This window comes from Shigella sonnei (assembly GCF_002950395.1).
Taxonomy (GTDB): Bacteria; Pseudomonadota; Gammaproteobacteria; order Enterobacterales; family Enterobacteriaceae; genus ECMA0423.
The window spans coordinates 4,836,248-4,850,974 of sequence record NZ_CP026802.1 but is presented as its reverse complement, the minus strand read 5'-3'; the positions used below and the strand labels follow the sequence as shown (position 1 = coordinate 4,850,974).

Annotated in this window: 12 protein-coding genes and 1 pseudogene; 4 read left to right on the top strand and 9 right to left on the bottom strand. The window is 52.4% G+C overall.

Annotated elements, in window-relative coordinates:
* Positions 1 to 40 precede the first annotated feature (40 nt).
* From C1P89_RS24950 to cysJ, 5 genes are all read right to left on the bottom strand, one after another.
* Positions 41 to 2,740: a CRISPR-associated helicase/endonuclease Cas3 gene (locus C1P89_RS24950; protein WP_001233953.1), complete on the bottom strand. Its 2,700-nt coding sequence runs from the start codon at positions 2,738 to 2,740 to the stop codon at positions 41 to 43.
* Between the two features lie 194 nt (positions 2,741 to 2,934).
* Positions 2,935 to 3,087, bottom strand: coding sequence for a Hok/Gef family protein (locus C1P89_RS24945; protein ID WP_000956460.1), 153 nt, complete (start codon positions 3,085 to 3,087; stop codon positions 2,935 to 2,937).
* Between the two features lie 264 nt (positions 3,088 to 3,351).
* Complete coding sequence (gene cysH / locus C1P89_RS24935; protein ID WP_000039851.1) at positions 3,352 to 4,086, bottom strand: phosphoadenosine phosphosulfate reductase; 735 nt, start codon at positions 4,084 to 4,086, stop codon at positions 3,352 to 3,354.
* A 74-nt stretch (positions 4,087 to 4,160) separates the two neighbouring features.
* On the bottom strand, positions 4,161 to 5,873 hold the full coding sequence (gene cysI / locus C1P89_RS24930) for an assimilatory sulfite reductase (NADPH) hemoprotein subunit (protein WP_001290716.1): 1,713 nt from the start codon (positions 5,871 to 5,873) through the stop codon (positions 4,161 to 4,163).
* Positions 5,873 to 7,672 (bottom strand): NADPH-dependent assimilatory sulfite reductase flavoprotein subunit, encoded by a 1,800-nt coding sequence (gene cysJ, locus C1P89_RS24925; RefSeq protein WP_000211909.1) that lies wholly within the window; start codon positions 7,670 to 7,672, stop codon positions 5,873 to 5,875. Before cysJ ends, cysI begins: the two co-directional genes overlap by 1 nt.
* Positions 7,673 to 7,990: 318 nt before the next feature.
* Between cysJ and queD the strand changes: the two genes are divergently transcribed.
* The 4 genes from queD to C1P89_RS24905 all read left to right on the top strand — a co-directional run bounded on the left by queD (position 7,991) and on the right by C1P89_RS24905 (position 10,545).
* On the top strand, positions 7,991 to 8,353 hold the full coding sequence (queD, locus tag C1P89_RS24920) for a 6-carboxytetrahydropterin synthase QueD (RefSeq protein WP_000108294.1): 363 nt from the start codon (positions 7,991 to 7,993) through the stop codon (positions 8,351 to 8,353).
* Positions 8,354 to 8,430: 77 nt separating this feature from the next.
* The gene (locus tag C1P89_RS24915) at positions 8,431 to 9,702 is read left to right on the top strand and encodes an FAD-dependent oxidoreductase (protein WP_005137813.1); all 1,272 of its coding nucleotides are present in this window, start codon (positions 8,431 to 8,433) and stop codon (positions 9,700 to 9,702) included.
* Positions 9,693 to 9,953, top strand: a complete 261-nt coding sequence (locus tag C1P89_RS24910; protein ID WP_000109367.1) for a ferredoxin family protein — start codon at positions 9,693 to 9,695, stop codon at positions 9,951 to 9,953. Before C1P89_RS24915 ends, C1P89_RS24910 begins: the two co-directional genes overlap by 10 nt.
* A 16-nt stretch (positions 9,954 to 9,969) precedes the next feature.
* Positions 9,970 to 10,545 carry a glycerol-3-phosphate responsive antiterminator gene (locus C1P89_RS24905; RefSeq protein WP_001130266.1) on the top strand — a complete coding sequence of 192 codons (576 nt, stop codon included), beginning with the start codon at positions 9,970 to 9,972 and terminating at the stop codon, positions 10,543 to 10,545.
* 147 nt (positions 10,546 to 10,692) lie between these two features.
* Here the strand turns inward: C1P89_RS24905 and C1P89_RS24900 are convergent, their stop codons facing one another.
* The 4 genes and pseudogenes from C1P89_RS24900 to C1P89_RS24885 all read right to left on the bottom strand — a co-directional run bounded on the left by C1P89_RS24900 (position 10,693) and on the right by C1P89_RS24885 (position 14,677).
* A complete protein-coding gene (locus C1P89_RS24900; RefSeq protein WP_001299097.1) occupies positions 10,693 to 11,553 on the bottom strand; it encodes an electron transfer flavoprotein subunit alpha/FixB family protein in 861 nt (286 codons plus the stop codon).
* On the bottom strand, positions 11,550 to 12,329 hold the full coding sequence (locus C1P89_RS24895) for an adenine nucleotide alpha hydrolase family protein (RefSeq protein ID WP_001299652.1): 780 nt from the start codon (positions 12,327 to 12,329) through the stop codon (positions 11,550 to 11,552). The genes C1P89_RS24900 and C1P89_RS24895 overlap by 4 nt, the downstream gene beginning before the upstream one ends.
* A pseudogene (locus tag C1P89_RS24890) lies at positions 12,307 to 13,257 on the bottom strand (MFS transporter); the annotation flags it as partial. The pseudogene C1P89_RS24890 and the gene C1P89_RS24895, both read right to left, overlap by 23 nt.
* Positions 13,244 to 14,677 carry an FAD-binding oxidoreductase gene (locus C1P89_RS24885; protein WP_000059289.1) on the bottom strand — a complete coding sequence of 478 codons (1,434 nt, stop codon included), beginning with the start codon at positions 14,675 to 14,677 and terminating at the stop codon, positions 13,244 to 13,246. The gene C1P89_RS24885 and the pseudogene C1P89_RS24890, both read right to left, overlap by 14 nt.
* Between the last annotated feature and the right edge of the window lie 50 nt (positions 14,678 to 14,727).

The window sequence follows — 14,727 nt, the reverse complement described above, 5'->3', positions numbered from 1 at the left end:
TCGGTGTATCAACTATTCAGAGAGTCCTGTCGCAGACATCTCAACCAACCTTGCCAATCAATCCTTCCGTAGCCGAATACCCGCAACTTTCGTCATCGTTGACTAAAATAACGTTTGCCATCTCCGGATCTTGTCGCTGTTCAATGCACCACAGCCTGAACGCCTCTCCCTCCAGTAAAGAAAACTCATCCCGATGTTTTTTCCACCAGCTTCGGCGCACTCTGACAACGCTCATTTCCCATGCGTGAGCACCGGTGGCATAAGGCTTCACCACACCGTCAATACAGGTAGCCAGCCACAGGGAAACAGACTCCTCAGCCAGACGTGTCGACAGTTTTTCTGGGAGGTAATCGTTGATATTGGCGGCATAGCCGGGCCTGAAGTTCAGCACAAACTTTTTAGCCATTGCGCGATCACAGTAATATTTGCCCACTTGCTCCTGCTCGCTGCGGGCAAATCCTTCCGGCATTACCACGTCCTCACCGTAGACGGATTCAATAAGAAGCCGGGCTGCGTGTGGCATCTGAATAGCACCTTGCTCACGCAGCACACGCTGCGTCAGCCAGATTCGCCCATGATCGGGATAGACAAATGCACTGTTACGCATGGCACTGCCAAACCATTCGTCGCCAGGAGAGTCGTCCCAGACGGGAGCCAGAATCAGCAATTCAGGGGGGGAACGCTCGTCCTTTCCGTCACGCTTTAACTGACCATTAATATCGCGGATATGCCGCTGTAATCGTCCTGCTCGCTGAATCAGCAAATCAACAGGGGCCAGGTCGGAGATCATTTCGTCCAGGTCACAATCGACACTCTGCTCTAATACCTGAGTACAAATAAGGACTTTTCCGGCACGCTGTGAGCTATCTTCTTTACCAAAGCGTGCCAGTGTCTCCGTTTCAATTCGCTGGCGATCGCTAAAAGCAAAGCGGCTATGAAAAAGTGAAAGGCTGGAAGCAGGAATGACGCCGCGGGCAAGCAGCTGACGATGAACCTTAATAGCGTCATCGACAGAATTCCGGATCCAGGCGATGCATTTCCCCTGACTTACCGCCGATTCGATACGCGCAATACACTCTTGTTCACTATGAAGCCAACCCACGCTGACGCTACGCTCAACGTCTTTGCGCGTCGCTACCCGGTGTGAGTTCACATCGGATTTCGTGACATGCGTCAGCCAGGGGTAATCATCCTTTTCCAGGAACGGAGCTTCTTGCAGGCCCTCTGTACCCCGCGCAAAGGCAGCGACGAGTTTGTCGCGCTGCTGTTGAGATAACGTGGCAGAAAGCAAAATAACGCTGTTTCCGCCACGCGCCTGCCGCTCGATCAACCCTTCAAGAATGCACGACATGTAAGCGTCACAGGCGTGGATCTCATCAGCCAGCAGGATTTTGTTACTCAGCCCCAGAAGCCGCAGATTATTATGTTTGAACGGCATCACCGCCATCATCGCCTGATCCAGCGTGCCGACGCCAATTTCAGCCAGCAACGCCTTCTTGTTACTGTCGGCAAACCAGGCCGCACATCCCTGACTGAACGTTTGTTCATCCGGTTCTTCTGACCCGACTAAATCACCAGACCAGAGTGATTCATTAAAGCGGTCCATTAATGTGCGGGCACTATGTGCCAGCACCAGGCTGGGGCGGGATTCTGGCGAATAGAAAGCAAGCCAGGTTTTGACCAGCCGATCGTACATGGCATTGGCCGTTGCCATTGTTGGCAGACCAAAAAACAGCCCCTGAGCCTTCCCCGCAGCTATCAACCTGTGCGCCAGGATAAGCGCCGCTTCTGTTTTACCTGCGCCAGTCACATCTTCCAGAATAAATAACTGCGGTCCTTGCTGGCTGATATCCAGATCCAGCACCTTTTGCTGTAACGGTGTCGGATTCTCAATAAAAGGAAACAGCGTATTAATTCCGTTGAAAGGCGCGACTTTTGCTTTTAGAGGAAAGACGGTTAAGGCGTTTTGAGCCTGAACTAAAGTTTTCTGCCAGTAACCTTTAATATCCATTGGGTGTGCGACGCGTGGAAAAAATCGCGTTGACGAACCCGTCCAGTCTGCGAGCACGACGGTTGCAGAGATATACCAGGAAAGGTGTTTTATAAGTTCAATGCCCTCATCATCATCCCAGAATGCGGGGATCTCTATGAGCGGAAACAGTGGTTTGATTTCAAGGAGAAAATCTCGTGCTGCAGCTTTGTCTTCAGGCAGAAAATTATCCAATTCATCCATACGATCAGGGGGCCGACCATGATGCCCTGTCGTCACGGGCATCCACATTTCTATCACTCGCCTAAGTTTGCGCGGAGAGAGCGAAGATGAAGGAAGTAACTCCTGACATTCACTTAAATAATGATTCCACAACCAGTAGCCCAGCGTTGAATGAGAGATTTTTTCGTAATTTTTTCTGGCACCTTCCTGAATCTTGAGTTCAGGGGGCAGGTAAAGTTGTTGAAAAGAGCGGGCAAATTTTCCAATATCGTGCCAGCACAGCAACCAGGCGAAAAATTGAGCCGCCTGTTCCTTGTCAGAAATCCCTAATTGACGAAAATAATCAGCCAGCCCGAAGCAATTTCTTTTAACCATTAAATAGCCCATCGCGGCTACATCCAGCGAATGCCAGCAAAGAAGGTGATAGTCGTCGCCCCCGTCTTTCTCGCCGCGTCGGGTTTTTCCCCAGAAATCAAAAAAAGTCACAATATTTTTATCCTTCAGTAAACTTAAAGGATATTTACGCATATATTAAAAATTATCTGTGATATATATCATTCAATAAAATATTTACATTATGAATAATCAAATAATTTTCATCCGTAATATATATGAATAATAAACATAGGCATAATATTCACATAAATAATATAAATTAAAAAAGGGTGCAGGAGACCAAACCATCACAATTCAGTACGCGGGGTTTTACCCCCGCGTGGTGGCTACTTCTTCGATTCGTAAGCGAGAACTGCCTTAAACTCCATACCACGTTCTCTGATACTCAACTCACACAACGAGTCGCCTACCATCAGCGTGAATCCCAGTACTGTAAAACACAGCACTATGATTGCCACAAGGGCATATTTTGTCAGCATGTCTTGCCTCCCTGCAAAGAAGAGACTAACATTCGAATTGTTTGGGTTCGAACGCTGGCCTCAGGTTGATAGAAATATCGCCTGGGGCTTTTGTCCATCTGGAACCTCGCGAATGCTTAACGCCAGACAGCCTCAAGCACCCGACGCCATTCTATACCTGATAATTCTTCCAGCGGCGTTCACGTTTAAAATCAGGAATACTGCTCGCAAAATAAAAACGCCCCCATCATTTCTGACAGAGGCGTTTAATTTATCCGGCAATATTTACCCTTCGTGCAATCCACATTCCCTTTTTAAGCCAAAGAAACGTGTTTCTTCTTCCGACATGCCAGGTTCCCATTTACGGGTTGTATGGGTATCACCGACCGATAAATATCCTTCATCCCATAATGGGTGATATTTCAGGCCATGTTTTTGCAGGTACTGATAAATAGTTCGGTTATCCCAGTCGATAATCGGCAGCACTTTAAATACGCCACGCTGAATTGCCAGCACCGGTAAATTGGCGCGACTGCCGGATTGTTCACGGCGCAGGCCAGCAAACCAGGTTTGCGCGTTAAGTTCTTTCAGAGCCCGGTTCATCGGTTCGACTTTGTTGATGTCATTGTACTTTTCAATGCCTTCAACGCCCTGCTCCCACAGTTTTCCGTAGCGTGCTTCCTGCCAGGCTGCGCTTTCGGTAGCACGGTACACTTTCAGGTTGAGCTTGAGTTTGTCCGTTAACTCGTCAATAAAGCGGTAGGTTTCCGGGAACAAGTAACCCGTATCGGTGAGGATCACCGGAATATCCGGGCGAATTTGATTCACCAGATGCAGGCTCACCGCCGCCTGAATGCCAAAGCTGGAAGAAAGTACATATTCACCGGGCAGATTATCCAGCGCCCAGGCTACGCGGCCTTCAGCGTCCAGTTTTTCCAGTTCGGCGTTAGTTTCCGCCAGCGCCAGAATACGATCTACCTTCGGCAGTTCGTTCAGGGCGTTTAGATCGAGTTTGGACATAGATTCCTCACTGTTTGCCTTGCCTGATGCGACGCTCACGCGTTCTTATCAGGCCTACAAGACCGGGCTGATGGTTAATCCCACAAATCGCGCGCCGGATCGAGCACCGGGCGAATGATGCCCGCACGCACCGTAAAGTCGCCGAAGCCTTCACCCGCTTCGCGCTCTTTCGCCCAGCGCCCTATCAGTTCATCAAGCGACGCCAGGATTTCCGGCTCGGTGATGTTTTCTTTATACATCCGTGGGATACGTGTCCCAATGCGGTTGCCGCCAAGATGCAGGTTGTAGCGACCCGGCGCTTTACCCACCAGGCCCACTTCCGCCAGCATCGCGCGACCACAACCGTTCGGGCAGCCTGTTACACGCATCACGATATGCTCATCGCTGACACCATGTTTCGCCATTAAATTATCGATGTTGTCGATAAAAGACGGCAGGAAACGCTCTGCTTCCGCCATCGCCAGCGGGCAAGTCGGGAATGACACGCAGGCCATCGAGTTTTCACGCTGCGGCGTGACGGCATTCATTAACCCGCTCTCTTTGGCGATCTTCTCGATCTTCGCTTTCTCGCTTTCCGGTACACCGGTGATGATCAGATTCTGGTTCGCCGTAATGCGGAAATCGCCTTTGTGGATCTTCGCGATCTCCAGCAGGCCGGTTTTCAGCGGACGCCCCGGATAATCAAGGATGCGACCATTTTCGATAAACAGCGTCAGGTGCCAGTTATCATCAATGCCCTTAACCCAGCCAATACGATCGCCTCGTCCGGTGAACTCATATGGACGGATCGGTTCAAATTTGATCCCCGCGCGACGCTCCACTTCCGCTTTAAACGTCTCAACCCCCACGCGCTCCAGCGTGTATTTGGTTTTGGCATTTTTACGATCGGTTCGGTTACCCCAGTCACGCTGAGTTGTCACGACGGCTTCGGCCACCGCCAGCGTATGCTCCAGCGGCAGATAGCCAAACTCGCTCGCCGTGCGGGCGTAGGTTTTCTTGTTGCCGTGTTCGATAGAAAGCCCACCGCCCACCAGCAGGTTGAAGCCTACCAGCTTGCCGTTTTCGGCGATTGCCACGAAGTTCATGTCGTTGGCATGCAGATCGATATCGTTCTGCGGCGGGATCACTACCGTGGTTTTGAACTTACGCGGCAGGTAGGTCTGACCAAGGATCGGTTCTTCATCAGTAGTGGCGACTTTTTCCTGGTCGAGCCAGATCTCCGCATACGCGCGGGTACGAGGCAACAGATGCTCAGAAATCTTCTTCGCCCACTCGTACGCTTCCGCGTGCAGCTGCGACTCGTAAGGGTTCGAGGTGCAGAGTACGTTACGGTTCATGTCGTTAGCTGTCGCCAGCGCATCAAGACCGACCGAGTGCAGCATCTGGTGCACCGGTTTGACGTTCTTTTTCAGAATGCCGTGGAACTGAAACGTCTGGCGGTTGGTCAGGCGAATGCTGCCATAGATGGTGTTTTCACCGGCAAATTTGTCGATCGCCTGCCACTGTTTAGTGGTAATCACCCCACCCGGCAGACGACAGCGAAGCAGCATCGCGTGGCGCGGCTCCAGCTTCTGTTCAGCACGTTCGGCACGGATGTCGCGGTCATCCTGCTGATACATGCCGTGGAAGCGGATCAGCAGGAAGTTGTCGCCCTTAAAGCCGCCGGTCAGACCGTCGTTTAAATCTTCCGCAATGGTGCCGCGCAGGTAGTTGCTTTCAAGCTTCATGCGCTCGGCGTCTGTCAGTTTTCCTTCGACCACTAAAGGCCCTGGATGTTTTTCGCTCATTAGTAGACATCTCGCTGATAACGGCGCTCTACGCGCAGCTCACTTAAAAATTCATCCGCCGCTTCGGTGTCCATGCCACCAAATTCGGCAATCACTTCCAGAAGTGCCTGCTCAACGTCTTTCGCCATGCGATTAGCGTCGCCGCAGACATAAATGTGGGCACCGTCATTGATCCAGCGCCACAGCTCCGCGCCCTGTTCGCGCAGTTTGTCTTGTACATAAACTTTTTCTTTTTGGTCGCGCGACCAGGCAAGATCGATACGCGTCAGCACGCCCTCTTTGACGTAGCGCTGCCACTCCACCTGGTAGAGGAAATCTTCCGTAAAGTGCGGGTTGCCAAAGAACAGCCAGTTTTTACCCGGCGCTTCGTCGGCGGCGCGTTGCTGCATAAAGGCACGGAACGGCGCGATGCCGGTACCGGGGCCAATCATAATCACTGGCGTTTGCGGGTTAGCGGGCAGGCGGAAATTGTCGTTATGTTCGATAAATACGCGGACTTCGCCCTCTTCTTCCACGCGATCCGCGAGGAAGCTGGAGGCACCACCGGCACGGGCGCGGCCTTCCACGTCGTAACGCACCACACCAACGGTGACGTGTACTTCGTTCTCGACTTCCGCCTGCGAGGAGGCGATGGAATACAGGCGCGGGGTCAGCGGGCGCAGCAGGTTAATCAGCGCTTCGGCATCCAGTTGCGCCGGAGAGAAACGCACCATGTCGACAATCGGCGTGGTCGCGGCGTAATGCTGTAACTTCGCTTTATCGCCCACCAGCGGCAGCAGCGTTTCGCTGCGGGTAAGCGTGGCATAGTTCTCAACAATGTTGGCGGTGTTGACGGTCAGTTCGAAGTGCCACTGTAGCGCTTCGTTCAGAGGCAACGTTTTGCCCTCGACGGTGACAGGTTCATCGCCTTTCAGCCACAGCAGTTCGACAAGTTCTTTCACCAGTGCCGGGTCGTTCTGATACCAGACACCCAGCGCGTCACCCGGCTGGTAACGCAGGCCTGAATCGCCTAAGTCAATTTCGATATGACGAACGTCTTTTTCAGAGTTACGCCCGGTAATTTTCTGGTTAACCGAAAGGCTCGCCACCAGCGGCGCGTCTTTGCTGTACGGGCTGGTGTGGATTTCATTTACCGCGCCAGTAGCGACGGATTGCGAAGGTGCCGCGACAGGCGCACGCGATTTAAGCGCATCAACCACGCGGGCGCGCCACTCGCTGGCAGCAGCCTGGTATTCAACATCGGCATCGACACGGTCGAGCAGGCGTTCACCACCCAGTTCCGCCAGCTTGCTGTCGAAATCTTTCCCGGACTGGCAGAAAAATTCATAAGAGCTATCGCCGAGGCTAAACACGGCAAACGCGGTGTTTTCCAGCTTTGGCGCTTTTTTGGAGAACAGGAACTTATGCAGCGCGACGGCTTCTTCCGGCGGTTCCCCTTCCCCTTGCGTTGACGTCACTACGATGAGCAGTTTTTCGCTGGCGATTTGTTTGAATTTATAGTCGCCCGCGTTCACCAGCTTAACGTTCAGTTTTGCTGCTAATAAATCATCGCGTAATGCTTCAGCAACCCGGCGCGCATTGCCGGTTTGCGAGGCGGAGATAATAGTTATACCCGGCATTTCTGCGGCTGGCGCTGGCGTCGCTGCAAGCGCAGCAGGCTGCTGATTGAGTACGCCCCAGAAATAGCCAGAAACCCAGGCAAGCTGGGTAGGCGTTAAATCGGTCGTGGCCGCCTGAAGGCGTGCCAGTTGCTCCGGGTTCAACGGAAGCAACGCGGAAGGTGGGACCTGTGTCGTCATGCGTCGTTATGTTCCAGTAAGCAAAGCTGTTTCTGCGCCCTGTCAGCGCCCATAAAACAGAAGAGAAGATAAGGTTAACGGGGTGAACGGTGTGGATTAAAGACGGGATAGCGATAACTAATAACCAAATCGACTAACCTGTTTTAGCAATAGTCTTTAACAACAAAATAGATTAACCAACCCAATGAAAAACAAATGAATTTAGCCAATCATTAAGATAAATCAGCGATTTTGCGCAACAAAGTCGTTTTAGATAATGCGAAAAAACAGCCTTTCCGGTACTCTACGGCGGTTTTATCGTCCTGTAGAGAAATTATGATGTCCACCACGTTATTTAAAGATTTCACCTTCGAAGCCGCTCACCGCTTACCACACGTCCCGGAAGGGCATAAATGTGGTCGCCTGCACGGGCATTCCTTTATGGTGCGACTGGAAATTACCGGGGAAGTCGATCCGCATACGGGCTGGATTATCGATTTCGCTGAACTGAAAGCGGCGTTTAAGCCAACTTATGAGCGCCTCGATCACCATTATCTCAATGATATTCCAGGTCTGGAAAACCCAACCAGCGAAGTTTTAGCAAAATGGATTTGGGATCAGGTTAAACCCGTTGTGCCGCTGTTAAGTGCGGTGATGGTAAAAGAAACCTGCACCGCAGGGTGTATCTATCGCGGCGAATGATAAGAGTGTGTCGGCGGTCAATTTCCCTTAAGTAACGCTATGTTAGGGTGTTGTGTTCTGGATATCTGGGGCATGACATGGAAGACGACTGCGACATTATTATTATTGGTGCCGGTATTGCAGGCACCGCTTGCGCGTTACGCTGCGCGCGAGCGGGTTTATCCGTTTTGTTACTGGAACGCGCTGAAATCCCCGGCAGCAAAAATCTTTCCGGCGGGCGGTTATATACCCATGCACTCGCGGAACTCCTCCCGCAATTTCATCTGACCGCGCCTCTTGAACGACGCATCACTCACGAAAGCCTTTCCCTGTTAACGCCCGATGGCGTAACGACGTTTTCCAGCTTACAGCCCGGCGGTGAATCCTGGAGTGTATTACGTGCACGGTTCGATCCGTGGCTGGTTGCCGAAGCCGAAAAAGAAGGTGTCGAATGCATCCCCGGAGCGACGGTGGATGCACTGTATGAAGAAAACGGCAGAGTCTGTGGCGTTATTTGTGGTGACGATATTCTCCGCGCCCGTTATGTGGTGCTGGCAGAAGGTGCCAACAGCGTCCTGGCTGAACGTCACGGGTTAGTGACTCGTCCTGCTGGCGAAGCGATGGCGTTGGGGATCAAAGAAGTGCTGTCGCTGGAAACATCCGCTATTGAAGAACGTTTTCATCTGGAGAATAACGAAGGCGCAGCGTTGCTGTTCAGCGGCGGAATCTGTGATGACTTACCCGGCGGCGCATTTCTTTATACTAATCAACAAACGCTCTCGTTAGGGATTGTTTGCCCGCTCTCTTCCCTTACGCAAAGTCGTGTTCCGGCAAGCGAGCTGCTGACTCGCTTTAAAGCGCATCCGGCAGTGCGCCCGCTTATCAAAAACACGGAATCACTGGAGTATGGTGCGCATCTGGAGCCAGAAGGTGGCTTGCACAGTATGCCGGTGCAATACGCCGGTAACGGCTGGCTGCTGGTGGGCGATGCGTTGCGCAGTTGCGTCAATACCGGAATTTCCGTGCGCGGCATGGATATGGCGCTGACTGGCGCACAGGCGGCGGCACAAACGCTAATAAGCGCCTGCCAGCACCGCGAGCCGCAAAATCTGTTTGCGCTTTATCATCACAACGTAGAGCGCAGCCTGCTATGGGATGTTCTACAACGTTATCAGCATGTTCCGGCGCTTTTGCAACGCCCTGGCTGGTATCGGGCGTGGCCTGCGTTAATGCAGGATATTTCCCGCGATTTATGGGATCAGGGTGATAAACCTGTTCCACCGCTGCGCCAGTTATTCTGGCGTCATTTACGTCGTCATGGCCTGTGGCATCTGGCGGGCGATGTTATCAGGAGTCTGCGATGTCTGTAGCCCATAATCTCTGGCGCGTTGCTGATGCGCCGCACATTGTTCCGGCTGACTCCGTTGAGCGTCAGATGGTACAACGGTTGATTAACGCCTGTCCGGCAGGTCTTTTTTCGCTCACACCGGAAGGTGACTTACGCGTTGATTATCACGGCTGCCTGGAGTGTGGCACCTGCCGTTTGCTGTGCGACGAATCCACACTACAACAGTGGCGCTATCCGCCTTCCGGATTCGGCATCACCTACCGCTTTGGATAAATAATAAGGATAATTTATGCCCCTCTTACACCTACTCCGCCAGAATCCGGTGATTGCTGCCGTTAAAGATAATGCCAGCCTGCAACTGGCTATCGATTCTGAATGCCAGTTTATTTCCGTGTTGTACGGCAATATCTGCACCATCAGTAATATCGTTAAAAAGATTAAGAACGCCGGGAAATATGCTTTTATTCATGTTGATTTGCTGGAAGGCGCGTCAAATAAAGAAGTCGTTATTCAGTTTTTGAAACTGGTGACCGAGGCGGACGGCATTATCAGTACCAAAGCCTCAATGTTGAAAGCGGCAAGAGCGGAAGGTTTTTTCTGTATTCATCGCCTGTTTATTGTTGATTCAATTTCGTTTCACAACATTGATAAGCAAGTTGCGCAATCGAATCCGGATTGTATTGAGATCCTGCCAGGCTGTATGCCCAAAGTGCTGGGCTGGGTGACAGAGAAAATCCGCCAACCGCTGATTGCCGGTGGGCTGGTGTGCGATGAAGAAGATGCGCGTAATGCGATTAACGCGGGTGTCGTGGCGCTTTCCACCACGAATACCGGGGTCTGGACGTTAGCGAAAAAATTACTTTGACGGGATAATCGTAACCAATTGAATTTGGTTTGATTTGTAGGCCGCACGCCACATCCGACATTCAGCGCCTGATGCGACGCTTGACGCGTCTTATCAGGCCTACAAGTCCCCAGGCCAGAACCGTAGGCAGGATCATCCGGCAACACGTTATTGGCAATCTGCGTGAATGTTTGTCACCAGTGCCTCCAGCACCACTTTCCAGTCATCAACCACGCCAACATCTGCCTGTGAAAATACCGCAGCGCTGGCGTCATGATTAATCGCCACCACAAACTTGCTATTGCGTACGCCCGCCATTAACGCTGCTGCGCCAGAAGCGCCAACAACAATACACACCTCAGGTGCCAGCAGATGTCCGGAAATACCAATCACTTTTTCAGCATCAACGCCACCGTTCATCACTCGCGCCCGACTGTAGCCCACTTCGGCTCCCAGCTTTTCTGCCAGCATAGCGATTTCCTGGTTATCTGCCTCTCCGCCCTGCCCCACCACCAGCACCCGTCTGGCCTCAGCTAATGGGTCGCGAGTAACATTTTTCAGATCCTCTGTGCTAACCAGCCAGTCCGGAAGCGCACCCGGGACAATGTTCAGTTGTTGCATTCCAGAGGGCAACGTGGCGTTTTTCGCTGCTCCCGCCTGACGCGCCAGGGAAAGGCATAGCGGGCGTTTTTCTGTTTGCAGCGTCGCCGTTAGCGCATTTCCCCAGTGGGATTTGCGCACGCTTACGGTTGGAATATCTAACGAAGTCACCTGGCAGATGCTTGCACCATGTAAACGCCAGGCCAGCCGGGTCGACAGTTCATCGCCAAACGTTCCCGGCGGAAAGAGAACAACGTCCGCAGGCGTTCGCTGCCACTGTTCCACCAACGCATCCAGCACCTGTTCCGCCACTACAGGCTGAGGTTCAATCTGCCAGTGCGCCAGGGTACAACCGCTGAAATCCTGCGCCGCCAGCCAGCTTGCTATTGCGGCATTCTCCTGATTTATTGTCACAATTGCGATATTCATGGCTGCATCCTTTGGCGTAAATAGTCCTGCCATAGCTTTTGAGCTTTTTCTGCTACCGTTTGCCCATCAATCAGCGTCGCTCCGCGTCGTTGCTCTGCTCTTGCCAGTTGCAGACACTGCATCGCTGGCATTTCGGCAGCAACAGTTTTACGGATAATTTCTGCTTTCCCCGCAGCCATTCGCTGGCGCATTCCCGGTACTGGCAAGGCCACTTCACCGCACTGACGCACGGCAATCACCGCAGGCAAGCGAACCCGGCAACAACGCAACCCATGTTCAGTACGCTGTTCGAGGGTGATAAACAGCGCGTCGAGAGTGAAACGCTCCACCTGGGTGAAGCAGGGCCAGCCCAGCATTTCCGCCAGCAAAAATGGCGTTTGCCCATTCTGCCCTTCGCTGCTTTGGCAGCCGGTAATTATCAGATCCAGCGGATTCTGATGCTGCCATTCGGCAATATGGCGAGCGACAAATTCCGGCGCAAAGCGCAGATCTGCCGCCGTCTCCAGCAATACAGCTTCCTCAAACCCAAGAGCCATGAGATAGCGCAGCCAGTGCAATGCCCGTTCATCCCCCATGCTCAACGCGGTTAAAGACATCGGCGTACCGTTTTTTCTCTGCGCCAACAGCAGCGCGGCAGCGGCCTGTTCATCAGCACCGAGTAAACTTCGCAGTAGCGAAATATCCGGTCCGCTTTTACCCTGAGCCGCCGCCTGCCACTCTTTTTCCGCCAGCATTCCGGCATCCGGTTCGGCTTTAAACGCTAACAGAATGTTCATTCGCACCTCCTACATTTCCCGCCGCCACCAGCGGGAGGGCTTTAGTTTCTGGTGCCCATAGCCAGGTCACAACAAAATCAACCAACAACACTGTCGCCAGGAGCAATAAGGTGACTTGCATTCCCCACTGCGCCAGCACCCACGGCAGCAGGCCAGTACTTACCGCCGCGCCAAGTCGACTCATGGCGGTGGCAAAACCGACGCCCAGCGAGCGAATGTCAGTAGGAAAACTTTCCGCAGGCAAAATGCCCACCAGATTACTGACTGCCGAAATGGTGGTGCTGAAGAGAACAAAAAGCAGCAGCGTTAATGAACTGCCGGAAGGCAAACAGGCCATCACTACCAGCGTTGCCGCCAGCAGCAAAAAACTTCCCAGCAAAAATTTGCGATGTGCCAGCAGGTGCGTCAGAACTAATCCCAGCAGCGCGCCCACAATTAACAACGCATTAAGCATCAGGCTGGCAGTCAGCGCATCTTCCAGACCAATAGTCTGGGCGATAGTTGGCAGCCAGGTATAAATCACAAACCATGGGATTACGAGGCAGACAAAGAAGACGCTGTTAAACGCCGTGCGCCGCCAGTAACGCGAAGAGAACAAGGTTTTGATGTGTTTATGGGTCGCCGTTACCACTTCATCGCCCAGTAAAACATGGGGACCAAAATAGCGATGCACGATAGCGTGAGCTTCTGCAAAACGCCCCTGGCGCAGTAGCCAGCGTGGTGATTCTGGCGTTCCCCAGCGTAATAACGTAATCAACAACGCGGGCAGAGCTGCCGATGCCAGTAGCCAGCGCCAGGCCTCCGGGTTTTCGGAAATAAAGTGATGTCCGGCAATACTTGCCAGCACATAGCCTACGGTCCACACCACGCTGAATGCGCCCAGCAAAATACCGCGATGGCGGCGCGGGGAAAATTCAGCCAGCAAGGTTAATGCCATTAGGATCGAACTGCTTTTTCAGCCCTTCCAGCAACGCCCACGCGCTGCCGTGTTCCAGTTTGCTCCAGTGAACGCGATGTTTACCGATACCGTGGTGGTGCACCATCGAACCGCCGAGGCGAATGGTTTCTTCACAGATGATCTTGTTGAGCGGATTGTGGTACTTGTCGATTTCCTCTTCCGGCTTACAGTCAACGACGTTGTAATCGTAGACGAAGTACATGTTGGTGCCGTTCTGATAGCTATGAGAGGAATGACCGCCCAGCATGGTGATGTCGTCGGCGTGCGGGAACTCAGTACGAATACGGTTAATAACGCTTTCGTAGATTTCGTGGATGCAGCTCCAGCAGCCGGACACTTCAGTGGTAAAGCCCATGTTGCCGGTTTTGAGGATCTGCACACGTTCGGCAGCCACTTTATCCGGTCCCCAGTTCAGGTTGTTAAACCAGGTTTCGATCAGCTTGCTGTCCACGCGCTGGCATTGCGGGTAGCGGGCAACGATTTCCGCAATCCCTTCGCCCGTCGCCTTCGCAATGCGAGGGTTACCTTCAGCCATAAAGATCAGCACGCATTTTCCGTCTGCAAAATGGGTGAAGTGTTGGGTGCCATCTTCAGCGTCATACAAACGAGCGATCGACGGACGATACCCTTCCACCATGACTTCACGCAGGATGTTGAAGTCGGTTTTCATGTCTTCCAGGATATAGCCGTAGAAGAGGTTGTTTTCCGGGGTGAATTTAAAGATTTTCACTGTTACTTCAGTGATATAGCAAAGTGCACCTTCGTTACCGATGATGATGTGGCGAATGTCCGGGCCAGCCGCGCGGCGTGGCACGTTTTTAATGCGTGTGACGGTGCCATCAGCCAATACTGCTTCCAGACCAACGACCATATCTTCGATTGCGCCGTAGAGTGTGGAGAACTGCCCGATACTGCGGGTTGCTACCAAGCCGCCCATCTGCGCCAGCGGCTTTGACTGCGGAGAATGCCCCGTGGTGTAACCTTTTTCACGCAACGCATTTTCCAGCACCTCCAGCGGAACGCCACATTGCGCCGTCGCCTGCATATTCTCAATATCAATATTAATGATTTGATTCATGGCGGAGCCGTCAAGCACCACCGAGTTTTCCACAACGGTTTCCAGCCCACCTTCAGTGGCGGAAGCGCCGGTACGCGGCACACCGTTAATTTTGTGCGCATTCATAAAATTCAGCACACGGGATACTTGCTCTGTGGAACCGAGTTTTACGACCGCTGCCGGAATCGGCAAAGTATAAATGCCATGAATATCCGGAAATTTACGAAAACGGTCAATACTGTTCTTCTTTAATACTGTTTCATCGGTAATTACGCGATCTGCACCAACAATTTCCTTTAGTTGGTCGACAATCGCTGCGCGAGATAAAGACATAGTAATTCCTTCCTGATAATAAAAATGGAATAATCATTAATAAGAGAAAA